Origin of the sequence: Lysinibacillus sp. IITD104 (assembly GCF_036698265.2) — a bacterium.
In the GTDB taxonomy this organism is placed as follows: Bacteria; Bacillota; Bacilli; order Bacillales_A; family Planococcaceae; genus Lysinibacillus; species Lysinibacillus boronitolerans.
Genome location: NZ_JBAHYH020000001.1, coordinates 2,026,108 through 2,051,686 on the forward strand (window position 1 = coordinate 2,026,108; position 25,579 = coordinate 2,051,686).

Sequence of the window (25,579 nt, forward strand, 5' to 3'; positions counted from 1 at the left end):
GACATCTCTAATCAATATTAGCCAAATAGTGGTTGATACTAAAACAATAGTATCCAATAAAATAACCATAGTATGTTTATGGGCTTTAAAAATAAAATTAAATACAATTAATCTTACTAAAATTGGTGTCGTGAAGAAGTAAAATGAATAGATCTGTGTAATTTCTTCTAGGCTCACATGCATCTCCCTTTGGTGTTATTTGAGTTAAATAAGCGGCAGCAAACAAAAATAGGACTATTAAAAGTAGTCCTATTTCAAGAGTATAACATATAAATGTCTATTTTTCCATTTTACGTAAATAGGCAAGCTGTCCAATATGATAGGCATTATGGGTCGCGGCATTAGATATGATGGCCCACCACTCCGCTTTCACAGGAAACCCATTCACAATAGATAAAAGTTGCTCTTCCTCAATTAATTCTTGCCACTTAAGCAGGATATGTAATAACTTTTCTTTTAATTCAAAGAAAGTTACTTCATCTTTAACAAGAAACGTATTCGCATTATTTGTTTGCGAAGGAGCCTTCACTTGATTTTCCCTATACCGCATTTGCCAAATTTCATTCCAATAGATTAGATGCTGGACAATTTCAGCCATACTATGACTAGAAGAATCGGGTTTCCAAAAGGCTTCTGCTTCAGATAGCCCTTCTACGACTTCAGAAAATGAGATATACCAACTTCGGTCATTTGCATTAGCTAAAAGTTGATCTAACAAAATGGTTTTAGCTTCCATCATTCACGTTCCCTTCCAAAGTATTTTTCAAATAGTATAACATTCTGAAGTTGGAATGTACGGATGAATTTGGTGCAAAAAAAGCTGTAGCTTATTAGAGCTACAGCAAATATAGGAGAGCGTTTTAACAATTGAAAAGTTCCTAAAAAGAGGCAAATCAGCTTCTATTTTCAGCTTTTTCTGATTCATCTTTTTTACTTCTAAGCAACAAGGCCATGAATAAGAAACTGGCTACCCAAAAGGCAAAGAATAAATTTTCTAGTAAAGCCCAATGCCCATTTTTAATATAATTCCAAATAGTTGTAAATAAAAATATGATAATAAAGAATGAAATATATAAGCATTTTCCGAATGTAGTCATATTAAGCACCTCTATTTTTAAACATCACACAATAAGAAATGAAGACCGTAAAACCCCTGTTTCATTCAATATGGGTGATACACTCAAGGTTAGTGTGTGTAAATTATGGTTGCTTATACATCCACCGAAAGGTTAGACAATATCAATTTTGGAAAATTATTTTTTTAGCAATTGTAAATCGTTATTTTATAGAAGGAAATCATTTACTTTTGCTAAACTTATGAAATAGAAGGAAGGGAGGAAATAGCGTGAGACAGTATGCCAACAAAGAAGAATTGATTAATACGATTAACGAAAAGTATAAAAAATATATTGCAGAATTTAAAGATATACCAGAAAACTTGAAAAACAAACGGATTAAAGAGGTTGATAAAACGCCGTCTGAAAATCTTTCTTATCAACTTGGTTGGATAAATCTTTTGCTTCAGTGGGAGCAAAAAGAACAACATGGAGAAGAAGTACATACGCCTGCAGAGGGCTATAAGTGGAATAATCTAAGTGGATTGTACAATTCTTTTTATAAACAATATGGAGAGTACTCTTTGAAGGAACAACAATCAATGCTTAATGAAGCTGTCAATCATTTATGTGAGTGGTTAAAAACCCTTTCAGAAAAGGAATTATTTGAAGTTGATCAAAGACGATGGGCAAAAACACAAGCGAATTGGCCTGTTTGGAAATGGGTGCATATTAACTCAGTTGCTCCATTTACAAACTTCAGAACCAAAATTCGTAAATGGAAGAAGATGAACCTTTAAAAGAATGGATGTTCTTTACTATACAAAACAAACGGATTTACTTTAGCCTTCCACTAATGGAGGGCTTTTTTTATGCACTTTGGCAGCAATGAAAGGCTATTGTATCTCGATGCTTCATACGAATGATTAATTATTGGGGAAAGGAGAGATGGTAAGGAATGAATCAAGAAACAATCTTTCAACGAGCTGACCACATCTAAGTAATTATATCTCCTCGACCATTTCAATCCTTCTGTACAAAAGTAGTGAAGGGTTTCTTTGTCTGCCAGAGCTGGTACATTAGCGCTTTTGTTCATACGAGAATTTATGAGAAAACTACTATTCTCATGACTATTGTAAAAGATAAATATGTACTATTTTACATAGAATTTAGAATATTCATATTAAATAACAAAGTATTTATTATTTTTCTGTTAAAATTATTATGTTAAACAATATTTTGGGATTGTTTGATAATTACCAGTAATTTTGTTAATAGGATTGAGAATTTATCTTTATTAAACATGAATAGGAGGGATTACTCTAAGTATTTACATGCATTAACAGCTTCAGCGGGAGTAGTAGCACCAATTACATCTGAAGCTAATAGTTTCAAGGATGTACAGTAATTGAATAATAACTTCCATGTAAACAAGTTAAGGACAGATTATTTTAGATTAAAATCATAAGGAGCTAAGCGAATGAAGAAATATGAATGTAATATCGTTACCAAAATAGCGTTATCATTTTTACTTGTAATTTCGATGATTTCACCTTACTTCACAGTTGTAAGGGCCGAAACAGAAGCTATTGGAGTGGGAGAAGCGGTCAATCAATTTGATCCAACCATAGTTAAGAGTAATGTTACTGTAGAAGGATATATAGTAGGGTTTGCCAAAAGTGAAACTTCTTATTCTGTGATAGCAGATAGTGACACAAATATTGCCATTGCCGATACACCGGGTGAAACAGATGTCACGAAAATGCTGTATATTCAATTACCAAGCTCCTATAGAGCCAATTTCGGATTATTTACTAATCCAAGTAATCTTGGGAAAAAAGTTAAAATAACAGGTTCACTAGAAAAATACTTTAGTAACCATGCAGGGCTAAAATCACCAACTTCAATGGAGTTTGTTAGGGACGATACAACTGAACCAAATCCTCCCGAGACTGAAGTAACCATTGCCGAAGCTCGTGCAGCTGTTGGAACAGACCGCACAGTTCAAATTCAAGGGACGGTTACGACATTACCTGGTAGCTGGGGAGGCAAGGCCTTCTATGTACAGGATGAGACAGCAGGGGTATATGTCTTCTCTAGTTCTGCAGAAGCAGGGAGCTTAGCTGTTGGAGATATTGTCGGCATCACAGGGAAAACTAGTTTATATAGTGGAGAAGTTCAATTTAATTCACCGACAATTGAACGGATTTCTACAGGGACGGCACCTACACCGCAGACAGTAAATTTACCGATTGCGGATGATAGCACACAAGGAAGATTAATCACACTTGAAAATGTGAAGATTAAAGATTTAGCGCCATCTGGTACGTATGGTACATTTGAATTTAAAGCAGTCGATGCAGCAAATAACGAGCTGTTAATTCGCCATGATAACCGTACAGGCTATCAGTTCTCTCAGTTTGAAGCAGATGGTTTCAATAATAATGATGTCATCACAGTGACAGGGATTGCGTCAATTTTTAACGGGACATATCAATTAAAAACGTTAAGCGCGGAAAGCTTCCAATTAGTATCAAACTATGAGCCAACACAAGTAGAGAATATTAAGGCTTTACCAGCAACAGGCGAAGTTTATGCAGGAACGAAAGTAACATTATCTACAAATACCCCAAATGCAACCATCTATTACACAATCGATGGTTCTGAACCGTCAGTAGCTAGTGAGGTTTATGATGCAGCAGCGGGGATTGTTATAAATGAAGCCATGACTATAAAAGCATTTGCAACTGCAACAGGCCTAGATGATAGTGACATTGCATCCTTTAAATATACAGTGAAAGAAGAGCCGACCGTTATTTCCATTACGGAAGCACGAAATAAAGAAATCGGACAAACTGTCATCGTATCAGGTATTGTAACAGCGAAATTAGAAACGGCTACAGCGCACATACAAGATGATGGTGCGGCGATAGCCATTTATCCTGTGGATAGTCTTGCCGCAAATGTTGGTGATCGGGTGACGGTGCAAGGTCAAGTAGCTGAATATAGTGGTCTAAAGCAATTAACGAATATTTCACTTGTTGGCATGCCTGTTCCATCGACAATACCAGAGCCACACATTATTAAAAGTAATGAGGTTGCAGAAGACAATGAATCGAGACTCGTTACAATTAAAAATGTTGCCATTACTGGTTCGGGTCAAAACTTTACAGGAACTGACGAAGTAGGAACTTTTGCTATTTACGATAAAACACGAGACTCAGGTTTAGTGAGTGGAAAAACGTATGGGGAAATTACAGGGATTGTGGGTCAATATACAAACCATCAACTGCTCCCACTTCGCATTATTGAGGATGTAACAAAAGTGCAGGATATCAAAGCTTCTCACGTCGGGGGCGTAACAGCTGGCACAAAAGTTTCCCTTTCAACAATGACAGAAGGCGCAACGATTTATTACACAGTAGATGGCACAACACCAACAACAGCTAGTGCAAAGTATACAGAGGAAATCCTTGTTAATAAACCAATGACGCTGAAAGCGATTGCGGTAAAAGAAGGTTTAACAAACAGTGCGATTGCTACATTTGTTTATGAAATTATTGATACTAAAAATGCCAAGATTAGCGATATTCAAGGAGCAAGCCATAAATCACCATATGTCGATTTAACAGTAAGTGATGTAGAGGGCATTGTAACATTCGTTATAAATTCAGCAAGCTTTATTATGCAAGAAAACGAGTCGTCGTTTGATGGCGTAAAATCAACTGCTATCAAAGTAAATAAGACAGGACATAATGTAGCTGTAGGGGACCTTATTAAAGTATCAGGAAATGTAATAGAGGCGGGTGGCAACTCTCGATTGACAGATACACAAATTTCAGCAGCCAATATTACAAAAACAGGTACAGCAGGAATTCCAGAAGCCCTTGTGATAGGGAAGGATCTGTTCCCGCCAAATAAAATTATCGATAATGATGGCTTTGCGATTTTTGACCCACAAGAAGATGGCATCGATTTTTGGGAATCCATCGAGTATATGCTGGTATCATTCCCAGATGCGCGAGTCATTGGACCGATTTATAATAATGATTCTCCAATTGTTGTACCGAGCACAACAAATAATACATTCAATGTGAATGGTGGTTTAAATATAGCGGCCGATGATTATAACCCAGAAAAAATTATGCTTGAAGGGGTAGCTGGGAAAAATTATGATTCAGGTGATCGTTTTAATGAAGCCCTTATCGGATTTGTAGAAAATTTTACAGATGGCTATCGACTGAACACAAATAAAGTCTTCCCAGAGGTGACAAAAGCGAATCTTCAGCAAGAAGTGACGCATCTTGAACCAGTAGCGGACAAGTTAAATGTCGCTTCCTATAATATCGAAAACTTTTCAAATAATCCTGCCAATACATCAAACGAAAAAGTAGCCAGAATTGCAGCGACATTTGTGAATAATATGAAATCACCAGATATTATTACATTGGTCGAAGTTCAAGATAATGATGGGCAAACTGATTCAGGAAATGCGGATGCATCGGAAAGCTATCTGCGATTAATTCATGCAATTAAAGTTGCGGGTGGGCCTGCTTATGATTGGATTGATGTCATGCCAATTAACAATACAGTAGGTGGTGCACCTGGTGGTAATATTCGTGTAGGCTACCTATATAACCCGGAGCGCGTTTCATTAGTGTCAGGTATAAAGGGGATGGGTGATCAAAAAAATACATGGACAGCAGCTGGAAACCTTACTTTAAATCCTGGCTTTGTTGATCCATCAAAATTTGTAGATACACGAAAACCAATTGCAGCGGAATTTGAATTCCAGAATGAACGTGTAGTGATTATCGGAGCTCACCTAAATTCTAAAGGTGGGGATGGTTCACTTTGGGGACCAACTCAGCCACCAGTGCTAGAATCAGTTAAGAAACGTATTCAACTTGCTCAAGCCATCAATGATTTTATCGATGAAGGACTTGCCATTAATCCAGATTTAAATATCATTGTAGCAGGGGACATGAATGACTTTGAATTCACACCAGCGCTTGAAACGTTAAAGGGTGATATTTTAACGAATATGGTAGATAAAGCCCCAGAGCAAGATCGTTTTACGTACTTCTTCCAAGGAAACAATCAAGTGTTGGATCATATTTTAGTTTCGAATCATCTTGCTGACGTTACAGAAATTGACTTGATTCATATAAATGCGAACTTTACAGAAGCACAAGGCCGTGCATCAGATCATGACCCAGTATTAGTTCAAATTGATTTGAAGGCAGGGAATGTGGAAATCCCAACACCAATCATACCTGAAAATGTATACAACTATGATAACTACAAAACAGGTAAATTAATAATGAATCGTCCAAGTATTTCGCTAACGTTAGGGAAAAATACGAATATTAAAAATGGAATTGCGGTATTTAGTGAATATGCGGAATTCCATGGTGAAGGATTTGCAGACAAAACAGTAACGATTAGTCCCAAAAAGGGAAATGCAATTATTGACTTCAAAGGTACGAAAATTGGTGAAATTATTATCGAAGGAAAAAATGTGAAAGAAATTCGAAATTTACCTGATGGAGCGACCATTACGTATACTAAAGGGGCTTCGGCAGAGGAAATTGAGTTTAAGTAGTATCTAAAAAACAATCCAGCACTAGTCTATATTGGATTTGGTGCTGGGTTTACCTATAACATTGAAAATAATCATATAAAAATAACCAAGTGTTCATATGAGTACTTGGTTATTTTTTACTTTTTATAAAGCCCATATTAGGAAATAAAAAATTTTAAACCGATAATTAAAATAACGAACCCTGAAATCTTTAATGTCTCTCCATTTTCAGTTATAGAAGTTTAGATGGTAATGAATAGCATATTAGAAAAATCGTTATTTATTTTAACGATCAAGAAAAGCATCCCTCTATGTTTCACCGTTCCAATTTTCTTAGAGAAAAAACCCAACCAAATCAATTCTTTGGTACAGATGAAAGGATGAATGACTATGGCAAACAAAAAAGCATTGCAACGAAGCAATGCTAAGTACGTGGAGTTTTTGACAACTTTACTACATTAAAAACAAAGCCTATAAATCCACAAATAAAGAAAATATACGCTACTAGTATGGACATAGCTTCTAAATTGTTAGTAAAGATTCTATACCCTCCTAAAGTAAATAAAGCCAAACCACCAACCGAATTAAGTAATATTTTATTTTTGTCAGTCAAAAAACACACCTCCAAATAATGGTATGTATATAGGTTAACATAAATCAAATATTTAGTTAACCTATTTGTGAGTGTCATAAAACAAAGAAACTTTACTGAACATTACTTTAAATAGAATGATAATCCTATTACTCACAAAATATGAATTATCGACTGTAAAAATACATTTTAGTTCTAATTCAAGGTGGTACAGGAGGAATAGAGTAGGAGTGAGATAGATTTTCGGATATGCACGGGGATTAACTGGACAATTTGAAGTTCATGTCAAAAAGAAAATGTGCTGTAAGGGGGAGAGAAGCTGGAGGTAAATGAATGAATATGGAAAGCCCTATAACAGTGTACAGGGCTTTTATAATCTTAACATTAAAGTCTAAAGAATCGGTGTTAGTTCTGAGTTCACAAACCGTTGGGCAGCAATAATTACACCTGAAGCTGTTCGTCCATAAACGCTATATATTCCACCATTTTGATTTGGAACAATTTCAACTTCATATTGAGCTCCAACTACACCAGGCGTTACAAAAGTAGAACCATTAGCAATAGCGGCAAAAGGAGTTGTTGATAATAATTGTCTTGACCCATCTAGTCTAAAAACTCTTACTACGCCAGTTAATAAACCTCCCGTAAGGTTGAGAATTTTGACACGAACACTAGCTGCATTAGCTGGTTGATTTCCTGTATTTTCAATTGGGCCAGTAGTTAAAGGCATTTATTTCACCTCCAAATAAACAGAATTTGTATAATCTGCAGATTATATTTTTATTGTATGTAGCATTCTGTATACTCTCTAGTCTTATTAATCATTTCTATAAATTAAAGAAAAGTGTGGGTTGGATTAGTATGTAATGTGCAATATGTAAGAGAAGGTTAACCTATTTTTCATGACATAGAACCTTAGTAGAACATCTAAAAGTGGAGCTATCTTAGGAAGCTGAACAATATGAGGAAAATAACTAGTGCCACTGGGCTGGTATGACTCTAAAAGCTTGCGATACACTCAATCATTAGATAAACGATTGAGTTTACATTGTGGTTAGTAACGTTGGGTCGATACTTAGATTTAAGGAAAAGTAAACCTTCATTCAACATGAGTGGGATAACATAAGCCTAATATGGAGATGGGGTGCATTCTTTTCATATTTTAATTTGTATAACATAAAAGTTATACTTTGTAAATAAAAATACCATTAATATATATTATCAAATTATTTGTAATTTTTAGGTTTTGCTGGTATAGTTGGTTAAATTTGTGAAAAAAATGGGTGTTTAATTTGAATCGATTAATAAAAGCTTTTGGAACTCTACTCATCTTTATCCTAGTTTTTTCGGGTCTACAAAATGAAGCAAGTGCATCACCAGCTCTATGTGGAATAATGAGCATAGAGGTGGATTCAGAAGTAAATCCTGAAGTAAATCCAGAGATAGATTCTGAGATAGATTTTATGGCAGAGTCTGCAATTATCAATAATCTAGAACCACACAACTTGCTTGAAACATTAAGTGTTGAAATCACACCTTATTGTAGTGGAACACAAATGTGGGAAGCAATTCGCGGATTAGCAACATTGACAAATACGACAAACAAAATTAATAATTACGTAACTTCGGGTGGGACAGCTAGAGCAATTGAGCATTTTAATAGAATGCCAGGAACAACAGTAATTCAAAGTCCTACAACGAAAACAAAAACGAGTGATGGTAAGACTGTTGCTATGTATACATCAACATCAACAAAACAAACTACACTTAGTTATCCTAATGGTACTTTCACAGATAAAATAAGGTATGAATAATACAGAGAATAAATTTTTTTCTGAAATCGTATACTTTTGAGGGAAGCAAAGAGGTGATTATATGTGTAGCCGAAGACTTCATATTTGGCAACCAATAACCAGTTTAGTAAGAGCTCAAATAGTAAATGCTAAATTCAATTACACTGATTTGGGTTTATGTTTAACATTAATTGATATAAAAGGTTCTGAGGTTGATATCATTTATGATAGAATGTCCCAAATTCAAGATTATGTTTGGTCTTTTAGATATGCTGGAGAAATCCCTCGATCTGATCTAGTGCCACTCGTTGATGATGCAATTGAACGAGAGTCATCTTTCGATGAATCTGCTGAATGGTTTTACAAAATGAGCAATTCAGATTATATTGAATGGTTTGATCAATTACCTTGGTTGGGCAGTAAAGAAATTCCTAACGTTGAGCATCATATTTATTGTTACAATGATGGTATTTTTGAAGTAATTAGTGATTATGAACCTCGTTTTGTTATTAGAACTAAATCATAAAATAATGCTTTTAGTTTTGCAAATGTACAATTGCACGTGAAGATAGAAAAAGAAAAGATTCTGAAATGAGAAACGATTGAACTTAAAATGTTCAGTCGTTTTTATTTTGTACATAAACGACAAAGGGAAGGTGTTTCTAAATGAAAGAGACAAAAAGAAATCAAACACACGCGGTCAATGTAATTGCATTTTATTCGAAGGCAATAATTTTTAGGACAATCTAAAACATGCGGATATAAATATGTTCTTATTCATATAGCTCTCTATATTTGGGATATTTATTAAAGAGTATAGTGGATTTTAATTAAATTTTGTTCTTTTCTTTTTTGTCTTTAAACTTATCCTTTAAAACAAATAATTCAATCAAATTCGTTCATAATAATGAAAAGGACGTGGTGACTATTCTAAATGAGAAGAAGATATCAAAGTTGAAAAATATGTTAATTGAGCAAAAACACTCGCTCCAACGAAGAATGGATACAGATGATGAATATTTAGAACGAGGTAGTTTACGGGATTCTGTTGATGAATTATCAACAATCGATAATCATCCAGCAGATCTAGGTACCGAATTATATGAACGTGAAAAAGATATGGCGTTAAAAGTCCATGACAATGATGAGTTAGCAAAAGTAAATACCGCCTTACAAAAGATTGAGGATGGTACCTATGGTGTATGTGATGTTTGTCAACAAGATATCCCATATGATCGCTTGGTGGCACTGCCTTATACCTCTTTTTGTATTGAACATACTGCAAAAGACGTTCCAACAGATCGACCGGTTGAAGAGCAAGTGATGCTTCCTCCAGTTGACAATTCTTTTGCTGGCCGAGATGACAAGGATGATATTCATGATTATGAAGATGTGTTTCAGGTTGTAGCGAAATATGGAACTTCCGAAACACCTTCCGATTTTGAAGGGGATTTTGAAGATTATGATGAATTATATGAAGACCCAGAAGAAATTGCCGTTAATGACGAATGGAATTCATACCATATCTCCGAAACAGATGAACTAACACGCCAAGTTTCCATTCAGGAAGTAGAACACGCGAGAAAATTTGATTATTTAGAGGATTAAATGTGGGATTCAAAATTAATCAAACGAAAATCGATATATTGCTTTAACCTTATAAACAAAATTCCACAAATGGGCGCAATAGTTACAAATGAATGCTTTATATGTAAATAATAAAGCATTTCCTTGTTAAAAAGATCACTTCATATAGTGGTCTTTTTTAATAAAAGCGAATTAATACATACAGGTTTAGTCAATTTGTCTATTTCATTTGTCCCTTCATTGAATAATGTAATAAACAAGGAGGATGATAAAATGGGTTTCGACAATTTCAATAGAAGTGAAAAGGAACCAACTAATATAAGAATTAGCAGAATTCATGATGATTGTGAAGAAAGTTGTAATAACAAAAATGTCCATCAAGGAGTACAGGTACCACAACAACCTGTAGGTACGGGGCTTCCAGGGGTTGCTTATATTTATGATACAACTGCTCAACCAGGTATCCCGAATAATGGTTCAGTTACTTTCAATACAAATGGCAATATTACTCCTGCTGGGTTTGTCACACATGTACCAGGAACAGCACCTATCATTATAAATCAAACGGGTATTTATCTTATTACCTACGAGGTGTTTGTTACAGGTGGCCCTAATGCATTTGCGCTTTTCAATGGCGACAACCAAATAGCCGGTTCCAATTATGGAGACAATTCTGGTAACTTGGAAAATGGTCAAGTAATAACGACTTTAAATTCAACGGATGTTCTTACATTGAGAAATATTCATCCAAACCCAACAGCTTTATTAAATTTAGTTATTCCTGACATTCTAGTTATCAGCGCGTCTATTGTCATTTTAAGGTTGGCTTAGGAATCTTACTACATTCAACAAAGTGCACCGAAATGCACGATAAAACTTGAACACAATTCGTTACAAAATAATGTGGTGTCACGTTACCACGAGCCGCAAGTGAGCTCTCGACAATTTACCACAATATCAAAGCTTTCATCTTAGGATGTAGGCTTTTTTTGCTTTGAAAACTACATCCAACAGCCAAAACACTATGAGTTGAGAGGGCAGAGTTTGATATGGTTTTGACAGTGGAATTTATTGTTGGATTTAATTTTCTCTCCCATTATTATTAATGGTGGAGGGATTGTAATGGATATATTAAGATTTAATTATTCAACTTACTTAAGAGAAGTAAATCAAGAAGTTATCAACTACAGGTGATGGAACTAACAAAAGTCCTTATGACTTTTTTAAAAGATAATAGTTTAATAAATATGGATCCTTTTAAAGAGGATGGGTCTATAAAAGAGGATTTAGTAATTCGTAAATCAAATTTGTCTGACATTGGCAATGAGTTATTTAAAATTTATTATCCGAAGTGGTCAAATTACATAGATCGTGGGGGTAATATAGAAAATGCTAACAATGTAGAGATTTAAATACTGTACAATATGAGAAAATTACACAGTAAATAAAAAAAGCCGTAGCGTCATCACACGTTACAGCTTATATTTTTATATTTATTTTTTTAAAAAATTTATAATACCAGTACAAAAATAGATAAGGGAACAGGTACGAGAAAAACGTAAGGTAGACATTCCAACCGTTTTTGTAAATTACTCGTCCGAAATAAAAGAAAATCATTTCTAAAAAAGTAGTGAACAACGACATAAAAAAGATAACAGTATAAGCTCTGTTTAATTTTTTTATGAAGTAGATTAAGTAACATCCCAAGACTGGGTATATCCCAAAATCAAAAGGTAATGTAGCTATATGTTTCTGATTAGGGAAAGGTAGTACTTCCCAAAAATCAAAATAAAAACCTATGGTATTTACTATATAAGCAGTAACACTAAAATATGGAGCAAATAAAAAGAGTAACATTTTATCTCTCTTATAGAGGTGCAGTATACCTATAATCCAAGGAATTAGAAAGGCCAAAAGTAGATGTAGGATCATTTTTTCTTTCCTTTGGTTTTTATAATAAATATGTTCTTAATCGCTTTTTATTAAACTGTGTAAGTTTACTGAACAATAAAGTGTGCACTTAAAAACTTTTGTCATAACTCAGTGTGCAAATGAAAAACTACATGGACGATACCTACCAAAAGGAATTGGTCGTAATGATGCTCACATGTCTAGTTTTAGGGCTAACTTACAGGGGAGCTTTTACCAAAGCGTACAAGAAGGTTAAGCCACCAAGTGTTACATTGCCTTTTAGGGGTTACGAGGAGTGAAGAAAAAATTTAGTGGTGAGGTGTAGTAAGACCGGATATACACGATCATCTGTTGCTTCTTTCAAGGCTGTTCTTGCGATTATAAGTGAAAATAGTGTATTATAGCTTTCATGTTGTAAACAAAAAGGACGGATGTAATGAAATATAATAAGACAATTATGCTAAAGCTTATCAATGAACATCGAACATTGCATGATGAATTAAAAAAGCTAAAATCTGAAATGGGTTTAGAAAAAAATTTCGCAGTAAAGGCATTGTATCATTCATTCGTTGCAGAAGATGGTCCTTATATGAAAGAATATCAGGATTTAGAGCGATTACAATAAATCGTAGTGCCACTAACAAATGTATACTAAGCTTGTGATTGAGCCATTCATTTTGAGTGGCTTTTTTTGTCTTTTTTCTCGCAAACTTACGGATAACTAAATTGGGCAAGGAGTCAGAAGCTTAGCGTTATTTTTTATTGTCTAAATCGAATATGGTTTTATGAAGTGCAAGTAAACGGCAGGCGGTATAATGTTGAGTTTAGATGGTTTTAATGCATAATAGAAACTGAGGGAGATGATTCTAAGTTGATAGTAAAAAATGTCAACACCGAAGTTTCAGGAGATATAATCGTTACTCACCTGATAGGTCAAATAAAAATGGAAGACGTTAATGATTGGTTTAATGATTTTGAAAAGATATGTCAGCAGTTTATTTCTGAAGGTAGAGAATACAAATTGTTGGTAGATAGGAAAGGATACATCCCAGATCATTTTTCTATTCAAAAAGAATGGAAAGATAAGTTCTTTAATAAAACAATGCTAAAACACAGCAAAGCAATTGCGTTTCTTCTTGAAGAGGGAGAGATAATGAACCATTTAAAGCAATCCAACACAAAACAGTCTGTTGAATTTTTCGATAATTACGAACAGGCATTCAAATGGTTGGTTGAGTATTCAAAATAAGCGTCTTTTTATAAAGGTTTATAGAGATATGACGTGGTTGGAACCTAAACTGTACTGCAACTTCAAGCTTCAGGTTCTTTAAGAATTGTATCGTTTAAAGGTTTTGATTTTGATAAAGTTTCTAAAGCAATAAACCAAAAACCAGGCACTCTAATGAGCACCTGGTTTTAATCATTTGCAACAAATTTTTACCTTGTTAGAAAAAAGAGTAAAACGTTGATATATAAGAGAAGGGAGGGGTCACAGTAAAAGCGAACCTCAAAAAGTACCCCAATTTGATGAAATATTGTATTAACTTTTATTTCATCCATTTGCAAACGGATATCTTTCTCAAATGAATTGTACATATACATTTAATGCCGATGGTGACTGAAAAAACTGTTCAATAATAAGTAAAAGAAAAAGCCGCAGCGTCATCACACGCTACAGCTCGAATTAATTTATGCCTCTGATGGCTTAGTCATTAGCATTATACCCCAACTTAGGAGGGCAAACCTATATTAAAAGAAAGAACACTAACGATGCTTCAATGATTACAGACTACCACTGGATGGTTAACGCCATCAAAGAAATACGATCAGAAATGGTTATAGGGGCAAAAACGGCACAGTATGGGATTAAAGCTACATTACCAAAGGCAGCAGGCGGTGTAGGAGATCCAAATATGCAGGAAGCTATTAGACGATCTAAGAACATAAAGCGTGTTGCAGAATATGAGAAAAAGCTATTAGAGGTTCAGAAGCTTCTAGATAAGGTTACTGGAGACAGAGAACTATATGTACTGAACTGGATGTTAGACGGGTACTCAATGCCTTGGATTGGGAAAGTGGGGGCGTTTTTACGGCAATAAGCGCACTGGCTATATAGGGCAGAATTTGGTGTGGTTTTGAGAGTGGAAATTGTAGTATATGGTTCCAAATTATTCTCTTCCTGATTTAGGTTTGACATACAAACAAGCTTTTAACAAAGCATACAAACAGATTAAGCCCCCTAGCGTTGTGATACCATTCGTGAGTAACGAAGGTTGGAGAAAACAGTTTAATGGTGAAGTTTGAGTTATTTAGATAACCTTCGTGTTTTATTATAGGTGATTTCATCGTTGGATAATTATGTTAAAATTGATAGGTGGTTTTAAAGGCTACTAAAATTATTGGTGAGGAGGTATAAATGGTGAATATTTATTGGTTAGGTGGAGGGCTTCTTCCACTTGATTGGGAGTTTTGTTTTTTAACAGTTAATGAATACAAGGAGAAATTAATTGAAAAAAGAGAGAAGAACCCTGACTATTTTGATTTGCAAACAGGTGGAGTAGATAAATTATTTGCTCTTATAGATAAACGTGTCACGTTTGCTCTTAATAACTTTAATGGGACATTAGAAAAATATAATGAATTAAGGTGCCCTCCATTGATTACTCCAATCCCTAGAGGGGATGATAGTAATGGGGCAGATTTTATCATAATTTTAAAGCGAGATGAAGATGGAGATACAGTAGTTTACTCTCCATATCCTATTTCGTATTTAGAGGATTAAAAGGGCCCATATTTCTAGAATCAAACTCCATTTGATAAAGAAATGCACTGAAACTAATAGAGCAGTTTAGTTAAGCAACGGTAGTGAGTTTTTTTAGCACATAATTTAAAAAATAAAGGAGGGATAATGTTGCAAATTAATTTGAACAAATCTCTTGCTTGGAAAATAGGGGAGATGATTGATTCTGGCTTAATATCATATAAGCATTATTCCTTATTTTGTGATGATATTATAGATAAATCTGAAAGTCCTCCTTACTGGATTATAGAACTTTCATTAACAAAATTTCAAAACAATGCAGTAAGAATTGTAAATGAATTTGCATATTCTGAACCTTTTGAAAAATTTCCTGAATTAAATGATTTCTATTTGGCTTGTTTATTTTTGAAATATAGGCACCGTCAAATATCTTGGGCAAGTTTTCTTATTAATGCTGGAGTGTATAGTGACGGTTATCATTGTTCAATCCATTGTGAATTTTTTTATGACCAGCTTAATGCTTATGAAAATTCTAAATACAGTAAAAATATCGAAGAAATTCAGGTAATAGACGTTGAAAATCTTCTTAAGGTAAATATCAGTGAAGCACAAGTCACTTATAAGATATTTGAATATTACTTTAACAAATATGTATCTAGTTTCTAATGAATACTAAAAATAGAGGTACTTTAGTGTAGCTTTGGTTTCAACTTCTACGGATATTAGAGCATATTTTGGAAATTGTTTTTTCAAGCATGTTTTTTAGACTTGTTCTCATAATTATAAAATCTACACAAGTCATTCATTTTGAATGGCTTTTTATTTTTGTCTTTATTCTCGCAGACGTTATAAAGAACGAGAACAAATACACTTTCGAACAGTTTAAGGATTCTTACGAATAACTAAATTGGGCAAGGAGGAAATTATGAATCAAAATCTATTCACTCTTAAAACGTTAATACCTATAGATATTCAAATGCTTGCTGGAGAAGGAGATCCTAATCCGGAGTCAACGCCTGAACCTACACCGGAGTCAGCATCAGGCGGAGATGGTCAAGGGGCTGCATTGACACTTGAATCAGTTCAATCATTTCTAAATGACAATGATGAGGGTAAGAAATGGCTACAGTCAATTGCTGATACTAGAGTAACTGATGCTATTAAAACCTATGAAACTAAAACCCTTCCAAAGAAATTAGAAGATGAGATTGCTAAACGCTATCCACCTGAATCTGAGAATCAAAACAGTTACGCAATTTAAAAGCACAATTTGAGCAGTCTCAAAAAGAAGCCGCACGAGAAAAGCTAGTTCATCAAGCTTTATCTATTTTGATAAAGGACATCGAGACGATTTGAACTATAATTTCGGGCTGTTAGAAGCCTTGATCGGTGAAGCCAATGGTTTGACCGATAACTTGAGAGAGGAAATGCTCGGAAAGATCAACAACCTACAGCAACAAATCGATATACTAACAGGTGAGAACATTGGTGAATTATTAGAGCGCCTTAATGATTCTATACAGCAAGCTTTAACAGCGGCACAAGAGGCTAGGACAGCTAAAACAGCAACGGAAGAAGCGACGGCATTAGCTACAACAGCCGCAGAATTAGCGAATGCTAGTGCTTTGCTTGCTGATGAAAAGGCTAACTATGCTAATGAAAAAGCAGTGTAAGCGCAAGAGGCAGCAGATAATGCCAATCAAGAGGCTTCAAACTTGTCGCAGTTAAAGATTGATGTTGTAAAAGCTACACAAGATGCAAATGTAGCTACAGGTAATACAAATCAAGCAGCACAGACAGCCACTAATACAATTAATATAGTTTTACTAAATGTAACAGAGTTAGTAAATTAAAAGAGTGGAACAGCGAAACACAGTACAAATAGAACAACTTTGTTACTTTAGAAGGTAACGGTTATATGGCTTTACGTGACAATAAAGGAGTTAGACCCCCTTCATTACCTGTGCTTTCAAATGCTGATTGGGCAATGTTTGTTCAAAAGTGCGAGAAAGGTGAACATGGCCCTCCTGGACAGGACGCTCTAAACAGATTGAAACTAAGGAAGAACGCGATATGATGTAGTTGGAGCTGAGATTAAAATACAAGGTTCAATATTTAGAAAAAACAGCATCAGGTTCTTTAAGAATAGTATTGTTAAAGGTTTTGATTTCGATAAAGTTCCAGAAGCAATAAATTAATAGCCAGGCGCTCAAATGAGTACAAGGTGTTTTTGTAGGTGCTGTATTGTCACTGCTCGTGCATATTTATTCAATTTTTCATAAAGTGGTACCCCATTTAAAAGTGTTTATATGAATTTATATGGAATAAAAATTTATATTAGAAAAATCCATATTTATTTTAAATACCAAGAAAAGCAACGCTCTATTTTTCACCGTTCCAATTTCCTCAGAGCAAAAACCCCACCAAATCAATACTTTTACGCTATAATGTAGGACGAGGTGAAGAAAATGTTTGTGAGTGAGAAACAGATTGAAATACGGTATGCAGAGACCGACCAAATGGGCGTGGTGTACCATGCGAACTACATCATTTGGATGGAAATTGGGCGTACCCAGCTTGTAAGTGATGCGGGCTTTGAATATGCTGCGTTAGAAAAAGATGGCTATGTATCGCCGGTGATGGATTTATCGATTTCGTATAAAGCAGCCATGCATTATGGACAAGTGGCGACGGTGCGCACTTGGGTAGAAAAGCATGATCGTTTACGAACTACGTATGGCTATGAAATTTTACATGAGGATGGCACGGTAGCAGCCACAGCTCAATCCGTACATATTCTTGCGCATAAGGATACATTGCGACCGGTATCTTTAAGTAAGATTGACCCTGCTTGGGATGCTAAATATAAAGAAATTGCTGTTGAGGCAAAATAGGAGAACAATAGATGGAAATGTTTTTAGCTTTAGGCGCTATTTTGGCAGCTCTTGGTGTTGTTTTAGGTGCTTTTGGGGCACATGCACTCAAGGATAAGTTTGCCTCACCGCATTATGCAGCCATTTGGGAAACGGCTGTGCAATATCAGATGTATCATGCTTTAGGGATTCTAGCCCTTGGCATTCTATCCAATGAGGCATTTTTAGGAAGCTCTAGTCTGCTTTCTTGGGCAGTATACTTGATGTTTGCAGGGATTGTATTTTTCTCTGGTAGTTTATATGTGCTTGCCGTGACAGGTGTGAAAAAGCTAGGTGCGATTACGCCAATTGGTGGCATGTTATTTATTGTTGCGTGGGTGCTTGTAATAATAGCTGCCTTTGCCTAATACAAAATGTAACGAGAACGTTCTGGTGATTTATATCATCGGAGCTTCTCGTTTTTTAGTTGATCGGAAGAAAATGAAACAATTTGTCTGATTTTGCGTATTACATAGTATGAAGAGATGTTAAAATAAGCTAAACATCAATGTGAAGGTGGGAATATTTATGGGTTTATTAAAAGCAGGCGTTGGGGCATTAACAGGTGTTTTAGAGGATCAATGGCGTGAGTATTTTTATTGTGAAGCCTTATCCTCAGATGTGCTAGTAACTAAGGGTGTTAAGCGCACTTCTAAACGAGGTTCAAATAAGGGCAATGACAACATTATTAGTAATGGCTCTATTATTGCCATCAATGAAGGGCAATGTATGATGATTGTTGAGCAGGGGAAGGTTGTAGAGTTTTCTTCAGAGGCTGGGGAATATGTCTATGACACATCAACAGAGCCTTCGATTATGTACGGCTCAGATTTATCTCATGGCATTATGGAAACATTTAAACAGATAGGCAAGCGTTTTACATTTGGTGGCGAACCTGCTAAAGATCAGCGAGTTTATTATTTTAATAAAAAGGAGATAGTTGGCAATAAATATGGTACTCCTGCACCAATTCCATTCCGTGTGATTGATCGTAATATCGGATTAGATATCGATATTGCCATTCGTTGCCATGGTGAATATTCCTATAAAATTATTGATCCATTATTATTCTATACAAATGTATGTGGAAATGTAGAGCGTGAATTTACGCGAGAGGCCATTGATAGCCAGTTAAAATCAGAATTAATGACAGCGTTACAGCCAGCCTTTGCGCAAATTTCAGCAAGTGGCGTTCGTTATAGTGAAATACCTGCGCATACGGTTGCATTAGCAGACGCACTCAATAAGGTATTATCTGAAAAGTGGCTTGCTACACGTGGTTTAGCTGTTGTGTCATTTGGGATTAGTACCCTTAAGGCTTCTGAGGAAGACGAAGCCATGATAAAACAACTACAACGCAATGCGGTCATGCGTGATCCAGGTATGGCTGCTGCCCATTTAACAGGCGCTCAGGCAGAAGCGATGATTGCGGCTGCTAACAATGATGGTGGGGCTATGGCAGGCTTCATGGGGATGAATATGGCTTCACAAGCAGGTGGCGTCAATGCTAGTCAGCTATATCAAATGAATGAGCAAAATAAGCAAGCACAAATGGCTCAGGCTGCGATGCAAAATCAATCAGCCAATGCACCTGGTACATGGACATGTGCATGTGGTCATGACAACACGGGCAAATTCTGTTCGAATTGCGGCGCAGCAAAACCAGCGGAAGAGGGCTGGACATGTACATGTGGAGCGGTGAATAAAGGAAAGTTTTGCAGCGAGTGTGGCTCTAAAAAACCAGCTGATGCTTTACTCTATGCATGTGATAAATGTGGGTGGACACCAGAGGACCCTGCCAATCCGCCTAAATTCTGTCCAGAATGCGGCGATGTTTTTGATGAAAAGGATGTCAAGTAAGGAGATGATGACCTATGTCAACGCAAGAAGTTGAAAATGTCAAACAAGTAAAGCTTGACTTTGATGCGGAATGTCCATCCTGTAGTGCATCAATTGAGTTTAATCCTGCTACAGGTAAGCTGACTTGTCCATATTGTGGATTTGAATCTGAAATTGCAGCCCCTGAGCAAGAAGAGGAAAAGGTTGCTCAGGAAATGGACTTCTTAAAAGCAGAGGAGCGTGGGAATTTCAATTGGGGCGTGGAGAAGAAAACAGTTATTTGTAAAGCTTGTGCGGCCGAGACAATTTATGATGCATTGCAGGTCGCTGACAGTTGTCCTTACTGTGGCTCAAATCAGGTCATGGAGGCGAGCGCTGAAAATACGCTTGCTCCCAATGGCGTATGTGCTTTCGAAGTAACGGATAAGCAGGCAGGAGAACATTTTCAGAAATGGATCAAAGGTCGATGGTTTACACCAAAGGCTGCCAAAATAAATGCCAAGCCTGATGCCTTTAAAGGGGTATATCTCCCGTATTGGACGTTTGACTCCAAAACAAGCTCCAGATACTCCGCAAGATATGGACGACATCGAACAGTTACGGATAAAGATGGTAAAACGCATACTGAAACAGATTGGTATTCAACAAGTGGTTTTTATCAGGAGTTTATAGACGATCATTTAGTGAGTGCCACGACTCGCTATGATCGGAACATGATGCGAAAAATTGAACCATTTAATCTTCTTAATAATAAGGCCTATAAACCACAATATGTAGCTGGATTTTTATCAGAGCGTTACAGTGTTGGTTTGCAGGATGGCTGGAACCAAGCAAAAAATGAAATTCATGATCACCTCCATGCGCAGATTACGTCCAAAATTCGTTGGGAAAATAGTGCAGATGTAGTATCCAATCTATGCTTTTCCACAAACCATGATGATATTACATACAAATATTTAATGTTACCGATTTGGTTATCCTCTTTCCGCTATAAGGAGAAGATTTACCGCTTTATGGTGAATGGACAAACGGGTCGAGTTGGCGGAAATGCTCCTATTTCACCGCTTCGTGTAACGATTGCTGTTATTTTATCATTAGCAGTAATCGCTCTGATTTGGTATTTCTTTATGTCTGAATAATAATAAACAGTATGCCAGTAGGAGCCTTGTTGTCCTTTTGGGATACTGTTTTTTCATAAAATTGTCCTTAAATACTGGGTAAATGACTGAATTAATTGGCTGGTATAGGCTAATAATCATCCATTATCACGGCTGTCATTGCGTCGAGTTGCATAGATTAAAGGGAGAAATAAAATAAGAGAGACAGCCTTGGATGGACAAAAGTATAAAGCTGCAAGATGGAAAGTCGTTAGCATTGATAAAAATCACATACTGGCATTTATGATGGTTAAAGGTTAGGACGGCTTGGCCAAAAATCTTGGGAAGTGAAGTTGCGATTTTACTTTAAACAACTTATTATACAGTCAGAGAGCATTTTTTGAGCTAGTCATGATAAATGTAATGTTATTTTTGAATAACAATGAAAACGTTATTCATATTGGAGGTTTCGATGATGGACGCAATTGAAGTGTTAACAAATTTAGATCAAATACATGGGTATTATCAACCGATATTTAGCGCAGACGCGCATACGGTGATTGCCTACGAAATTTCCGGATATCTACAAATTCAAGGTCAGCAAATTAATTTGAAAGATTTTGTCAACAATGAAGATATTCCCGAAGAATATCGAATTGATATGGAACATAAAATTTTACATGCAGCATTAGCCAAAATTGATGAAATTGCTTCAGAAATTGATATTTATATTCCAAGCAATCCAAATTTATTAATGCAAGATTTTGGTGAAAGTCATTTTAATATTATCCAACAATATATAGAGGAAAAAGATTTACAACGTATCGTACTTGTCGTATCAGAGCATCGATTTATAGGGGATATTAACAAATTACATCACGCCCTACGCTATTTTACGACGTTTGGGGTGAAAATTGCCGTTCAGGAAGTAGGAGCCGAAAGTCATTTAGAGCATATTGCGCTATTGGCACCACATATCTTAAAGGTCAATACACGTGATTTAAATTATGATTCTTGGTCTGCTCAATCGGACATGATTTCTGCCATTGGTAGCCTTGCTTATAAAATTGGAGCAAATCTATTATTTGAGGATATTGAAACGGTTTATCAGCTACAATTTGCTTGGAAAAATGGTGGTAGGTTTTATCAAGGGCCATACCTAGCAAATCCAGCTATGACTTTTGTTGATAAGGATATATTAAAGGAACGTTTTAAAAAAGAATGCCAGCAATTTATTACTTCCGAAAAGAAAATGCTGGAGGCGCAATATTTGCAGCTGAAAAAATTAAGGGAGGAATTAGAGGCGATTGTTCACCGTGTGAAACCAACAAGCGACAATGTCTCCCATTTAGAGTACTTAGCTGAATTATTGGATAACTACTCCTTCCGTCTCTATATTTGTAATGAGGATGGGTTCCAGTTAACGCCTAACGTTATGCGAATTGATGGGAACTGGGAGCTACAGCCACGTGCCATCAATAAAAATTGGAGCTGGCGCCCTTATTTCCTTCAAACGATTATCAAAATGCGCAACGATCAAAGTGGGGAAATCTCTGAATTGTATCGGGATATTGAAACAGGGGAAATTACAAGAACATTCTCCATTGCCATTAACGAGCATGAATATTTGTTTGTTGACCTTTCCTATGACTATCTTTATGAAAACAAAATCTTTAGATAATATTACTAATTTCTTTTGTGACAACATTTCATGGGTACAAATTGCAATTCGATCTATTTATTTTAATTAAATGTATTAGGTATTATGGGGGAGAATCCTAAAAGCCTAGTAAAATACTGAAGTTGCCTTCTATATTTGCAGAAGGCAATTTTTTTTTGATTTCAATCAAGAATGCTATTTAAATTCTCATAGAAAATTAACTACCTCTATCGAAACAAAAATGGCAGTCTATACATTTGTTAAATTTGTAATGAATGATTTTGTTTTTTCAGTATTTTTTCATTTAGCTTAATTAAGATGGAAATATCATAAAGGAGCTGAAAAAATGAAGATTATCAAAATACTGCTAATTATTAGTTTAATTTGGCCATTTCTTGATGCCAACATAGCAAATGCGGATGATGAAGAAGATTATAAAAAATACGAGGGTGATGTTCATAAAAAGCACAATGATGATTATGATGATGACGAGGAAGATGATGATTATGATTATTATAAAGAAGAGGATGAATATGAATATTATGACCAAATAGACCCTGAAACAAATAGTAATACATGGAATATTTGGACAAGATCGACTTATGTAAATAAAGGAGAGTTACCCCTAAAAGAAGCGAAAGAAATTCAATTAAAACTAGAAAATAATAATAATACAGTGTCACTTTACTTGATTCCTTTAGATGGTGAAATATATGTGCCAGGTAAAATTGTTGCTGAACTTTTAGGTGCAAAAGTAGTTAATTATGATGATAGTAAAATATTGGAAATTAATAAAGCTGGTACAGAACTAATTTTTCGTGCGGGGACAAATGTAGTGTACTATAACGAGATAAAAACACCGATACCAGCTGTTACATTTTACTTGAATGATAATATATATGTTCCAATTAGTGTAATTTCAAATGGTTTGGGCTATGTGGCTGAATGGCAAGAAATGAATAACGCTGTTGTATTGAAGTTATTAAAATAAAAAGGGAGATGATTGAATGAAAGATCAAAAGAAAGCTAAATGGATATTAGGCACTTCTGGAGTAATATTATCTTCTTTACTATTAACGCAATTTAATAATGTTCCATCAGATAAAAACATAGCTGATCTAAATTTGACAAATGAACAATCAAAAAAAATGTCAGACCGAGAAAAGGAACTTGTTCAATTAGATTGGACAAATTTTGAAATTGTTGGAGTGAATCAACTACAACAAAATAAAATTCGTACCGATCGAACTACCAAACGATCCTAAACATAGTTTGAAGTGGAGTTGAAGTTGCTTGGATACCCTATCATTAAACACGATGAATACAAACTTTTATATTGAAATTGCTGGAACGCAAAAAATGGATTGGAAAGACAAAGTGGTAAAATGGTTGCAATACGTTGCAAGAGAGTGGTCGAGATTTGAGCCAAATAATGAGTTAAATCAAATTAATCAACTAAAGGTAGGAGAAATAGGTAGAATTTCTCCTGCATTATATGATTGTTTAAAAGCAGCAGACAACTATTATACATTAACTAATAATATATTTTCTCCGTATTTAAAATTACATTTAGAACAACATGGGTATGATCGATCCTTTCCTTTTCAAGAATCAACGTATAAGCCAATACAAATAGAAAAAAAAACAAATAAGCCATTTCTTTTTTTGGATCACAATGAAGTTTTAAAAACGGATAATCAATTAATTGATTTAGGTGGATTTGCCAAAGGATACGTAGTTGAAAAAATAGCTGATTGGCTTAGACAGGTTTCTCCAGAGTTTGGAATTGTAGATGGTGGTGGAGATATGAAAATGTGGTCGTCAGGCAAAAAGACATGGACCATTGGGATTGCTCATCCATTTCATATACACGAAGAGATCAGTTCAATTAGAATTCAAAATGGAGCAATTGCCACATCGAATCGTATATTCAGAAGTTGGAAACAGCAGGGGAAAGAAAAGCATCACTTATTAGATGGAAGAACCGGAGAGGTAATCATTAGCCCAATCCTTCAAACAACGATAATAACAAACTCATTATGTCAAGCAGAAGTGGCAACAAAACTGGCTTTTTTATTAAATGAACAAGAATTACAAGTATGGTTTGACAAACTACAGATGCCTTGTGCTTGCTTAATAGCAAAAGATGATGGAAGTATATATTGGCTGAAAGGAGGAGAAAAATTAGATGTTATTTAGTACTTGGGAATGGATTCGATTATTAGGGCTTTTAAGTTATTTTTACTTCAGTATGTCAATTTTTTTTGGTTTACTAAGGAAATCTTCTACTCTCAAGTCCAATAAAAACTTATACTTTCAATTACATCAAATGAGTGGATGGATGGGATTTATAACTGTTATTGTACATTTACTTTTACTAATGATTGATCAATACGAACCCTATACTATTTCTGAAATCCTATTACCTTTTAGCGCTAACTATCAGGCATTGTTGTCTGGGCTAGGAACCATAGCTTTTTATTTATTTTTAATAGTTCTTTTAACATCAGATATATGGATAAATAAAATGAACTTCTCACTTTGGAAGAAGATGCATTTTCTTGTTTTACCTGCTTGGATATTATCACTTATACATGGGCTATTCATTGGTACTGACTCTAATCAAATGTTGGTAATTTTATTTTATAGCAGTACGGTAATGGTTATAATTACCGCACTACTTGTAAGGTTGATGAGTGATGGGTTTAAGAAGAAAGATCAAAAGCAAGGGGTTAGCAAGTAAGCGGTGCTTGAATGGATGAAAGGCAGTTTCTCCATGTTAGCTAGA

The 25,579-nt window shown here is 35.3% G+C and carries 27 protein-coding genes; 23 read left to right on the forward strand and 4 right to left on the reverse strand.

The genetic code is table 11. The features are described from left to right. Positions 1 to 277 precede the first annotated feature (277 nt). Complete coding sequence (locus V1L66_RS10195) at positions 278 to 739, reverse strand: DinB family protein (RefSeq protein ID WP_016993950.1); 462 nt, start codon at positions 737 to 739, stop codon at positions 278 to 280. Positions 740 to 1,345: 606 nt separating this feature from the next. Here V1L66_RS10195 and V1L66_RS10200 point away from each other — a divergent pair. Further along, complete coding sequence (locus V1L66_RS10200; protein ID WP_016994205.1) at positions 1,346 to 1,855, forward strand: ClbS/DfsB family four-helix bundle protein; 510 nt, start codon at positions 1,346 to 1,348, stop codon at positions 1,853 to 1,855. Between the two features lie 680 nt (positions 1,856 to 2,535). Beyond that, entirely contained in the window at positions 2,536 to 6,660 is a 4,125-nt protein-coding gene (locus V1L66_RS10205) for a chitobiase/beta-hexosaminidase C-terminal domain-containing protein (protein WP_333003793.1), read from the forward strand. Positions 6,661 to 7,063: 403 nt separating this feature from the next. On the opposite strand, the gene V1L66_RS10210 is transcribed toward V1L66_RS10205, so the two are convergent. Both V1L66_RS10210 and V1L66_RS10215 read right to left on the reverse strand, forming a co-directional pair. Further along, positions 7,064 to 7,252: a hypothetical protein gene (locus tag V1L66_RS10210; protein WP_016994201.1), complete on the reverse strand. Its 189-nt coding sequence runs from the start codon at positions 7,250 to 7,252 to the stop codon at positions 7,064 to 7,066. Positions 7,253 to 7,622: 370 nt separating this feature from the next. Next, complete coding sequence (locus tag V1L66_RS10215) at positions 7,623 to 7,961, reverse strand: hypothetical protein (RefSeq protein ID WP_016994200.1); 339 nt, start codon at positions 7,959 to 7,961, stop codon at positions 7,623 to 7,625. Positions 7,962 to 8,523: 562 nt separating this feature from the next. On the opposite strand from V1L66_RS10215, the gene V1L66_RS10220 reads away from it, so the two are divergent. The 4 genes from V1L66_RS10220 (at position 8,524) to V1L66_RS10235 (ending at position 11,442) form a co-directional block, all read left to right on the forward strand. After that, positions 8,524 to 9,045 (forward strand): hypothetical protein, encoded by a 522-nt coding sequence (locus tag V1L66_RS10220; RefSeq protein ID WP_333003791.1) that lies wholly within the window; start codon positions 8,524 to 8,526, stop codon positions 9,043 to 9,045. Positions 9,046 to 9,106: 61 nt separating this feature from the next. Continuing rightward, positions 9,107 to 9,550, forward strand: coding sequence for a hypothetical protein (locus tag V1L66_RS10225; RefSeq protein WP_016994198.1), 444 nt, complete (start codon positions 9,107 to 9,109; stop codon positions 9,548 to 9,550). Positions 9,551 to 9,951: 401 nt separating this feature from the next. Next, a complete protein-coding gene (locus tag V1L66_RS10230; protein WP_333003997.1) occupies positions 9,952 to 10,632 on the forward strand; it encodes a TraR/DksA C4-type zinc finger protein in 681 nt (226 codons plus the stop codon). 252 nt (positions 10,633 to 10,884) lie between these two features. Beyond that, positions 10,885 to 11,442 (forward strand): hypothetical protein, encoded by a 558-nt coding sequence (locus V1L66_RS10235; RefSeq protein ID WP_312125835.1) that lies wholly within the window; start codon positions 10,885 to 10,887, stop codon positions 11,440 to 11,442. 648 nt (positions 11,443 to 12,090) lie between these two features. On the opposite strand, the gene V1L66_RS10240 is transcribed toward V1L66_RS10235, so the two are convergent. Further along, positions 12,091 to 12,543, reverse strand: a complete 453-nt coding sequence (locus V1L66_RS10240) for a CBO0543 family protein (protein WP_312125837.1) — start codon at positions 12,541 to 12,543, stop codon at positions 12,091 to 12,093. 415 nt (positions 12,544 to 12,958) lie between these two features. Between V1L66_RS10240 and V1L66_RS10245 the strand changes: the two genes are divergently transcribed. The 17 genes from V1L66_RS10245 to V1L66_RS10325 all read left to right on the forward strand — a co-directional run bounded on the left by V1L66_RS10245 (position 12,959) and on the right by V1L66_RS10325 (position 25,534). Beyond that, complete coding sequence (locus V1L66_RS10245) at positions 12,959 to 13,147, forward strand: hypothetical protein (protein ID WP_004225125.1); 189 nt, start codon at positions 12,959 to 12,961, stop codon at positions 13,145 to 13,147. A 216-nt stretch (positions 13,148 to 13,363) separates the two neighbouring features. Further along, entirely contained in the window at positions 13,364 to 13,771 is a 408-nt protein-coding gene (locus V1L66_RS10250) for an STAS/SEC14 domain-containing protein (protein ID WP_333003995.1), read from the forward strand. A 529-nt stretch (positions 13,772 to 14,300) separates the two neighbouring features. Then, positions 14,301 to 14,621 carry a hypothetical protein gene (locus V1L66_RS10255; RefSeq protein ID WP_016994191.1) on the forward strand — a complete coding sequence of 107 codons (321 nt, stop codon included), beginning with the start codon at positions 14,301 to 14,303 and terminating at the stop codon, positions 14,619 to 14,621. 317 nt (positions 14,622 to 14,938) lie between these two features. Beyond that, positions 14,939 to 15,304, forward strand: a complete 366-nt coding sequence (locus V1L66_RS10260) for a hypothetical protein (protein ID WP_333006539.1) — start codon at positions 14,939 to 14,941, stop codon at positions 15,302 to 15,304. Positions 15,305 to 15,433: 129 nt separating this feature from the next. Further along, complete coding sequence (locus V1L66_RS10265) at positions 15,434 to 15,949, forward strand: hypothetical protein (protein ID WP_333006540.1); 516 nt, start codon at positions 15,434 to 15,436, stop codon at positions 15,947 to 15,949. Between the two features lie 259 nt (positions 15,950 to 16,208). Continuing rightward, the gene (locus V1L66_RS10270; protein WP_333006541.1) at positions 16,209 to 16,544 is read left to right on the forward strand and encodes a hypothetical protein; all 336 of its coding nucleotides are present in this window, start codon (positions 16,209 to 16,211) and stop codon (positions 16,542 to 16,544) included. Positions 16,545 to 16,635: 91 nt separating this feature from the next. Next, a complete protein-coding gene (locus tag V1L66_RS10275) occupies positions 16,636 to 16,956 on the forward strand; it encodes a hypothetical protein (RefSeq protein ID WP_312125840.1) in 321 nt (106 codons plus the stop codon). Positions 16,957 to 16,998: 42 nt separating this feature from the next. After that, complete coding sequence (locus V1L66_RS10280) at positions 16,999 to 17,136, forward strand: hypothetical protein (protein WP_258859181.1); 138 nt, start codon at positions 16,999 to 17,001, stop codon at positions 17,134 to 17,136. A 615-nt stretch (positions 17,137 to 17,751) separates the two neighbouring features. Further along, entirely contained in the window at positions 17,752 to 18,177 is a 426-nt protein-coding gene (locus tag V1L66_RS10285; RefSeq protein WP_004225136.1) for a thioesterase family protein, read from the forward strand. A gap of 11 nt (positions 18,178 to 18,188) precedes the next feature. After that, positions 18,189 to 18,563, forward strand: a complete 375-nt coding sequence (locus V1L66_RS10290) for a DUF423 domain-containing protein (protein ID WP_036076416.1) — start codon at positions 18,189 to 18,191, stop codon at positions 18,561 to 18,563. 160 nt (positions 18,564 to 18,723) lie between these two features. Continuing rightward, on the forward strand, positions 18,724 to 20,055 hold the full coding sequence (locus tag V1L66_RS10295) for an SPFH domain-containing protein (RefSeq protein WP_312125845.1): 1,332 nt from the start codon (positions 18,724 to 18,726) through the stop codon (positions 20,053 to 20,055). A 14-nt stretch (positions 20,056 to 20,069) separates the two neighbouring features. Continuing rightward, the gene (locus tag V1L66_RS10300) at positions 20,070 to 21,173 is read left to right on the forward strand and encodes a hypothetical protein (RefSeq protein WP_036076414.1); all 1,104 of its coding nucleotides are present in this window, start codon (positions 20,070 to 20,072) and stop codon (positions 21,171 to 21,173) included. A 433-nt stretch (positions 21,174 to 21,606) separates the two neighbouring features. Continuing rightward, complete coding sequence (locus tag V1L66_RS10305) at positions 21,607 to 22,812, forward strand: EAL-associated domain-containing protein (protein WP_258859178.1); 1,206 nt, start codon at positions 21,607 to 21,609, stop codon at positions 22,810 to 22,812. Between the two features lie 325 nt (positions 22,813 to 23,137). Next, the gene (locus V1L66_RS10310) at positions 23,138 to 23,782 is read left to right on the forward strand and encodes a copper amine oxidase N-terminal domain-containing protein (RefSeq protein WP_333006542.1); all 645 of its coding nucleotides are present in this window, start codon (positions 23,138 to 23,140) and stop codon (positions 23,780 to 23,782) included. 16 nt (positions 23,783 to 23,798) lie between these two features. Then, the gene (locus V1L66_RS10315) at positions 23,799 to 24,056 is read left to right on the forward strand and encodes a hypothetical protein (RefSeq protein ID WP_281216340.1); all 258 of its coding nucleotides are present in this window, start codon (positions 23,799 to 23,801) and stop codon (positions 24,054 to 24,056) included. Positions 24,057 to 24,084: 28 nt separating this feature from the next. Further along, positions 24,085 to 24,990, forward strand: coding sequence for an FAD:protein FMN transferase (locus V1L66_RS10320; RefSeq protein WP_016992200.1), 906 nt, complete (start codon positions 24,085 to 24,087; stop codon positions 24,988 to 24,990). After that, positions 24,980 to 25,534, forward strand: coding sequence for a ferric reductase-like transmembrane domain-containing protein (locus tag V1L66_RS10325; RefSeq protein WP_333006543.1), 555 nt, complete (start codon positions 24,980 to 24,982; stop codon positions 25,532 to 25,534). Before V1L66_RS10320 ends, V1L66_RS10325 begins: the two co-directional genes overlap by 11 nt. The last annotated feature ends 45 nt before the right edge of the window (positions 25,535 to 25,579 follow it).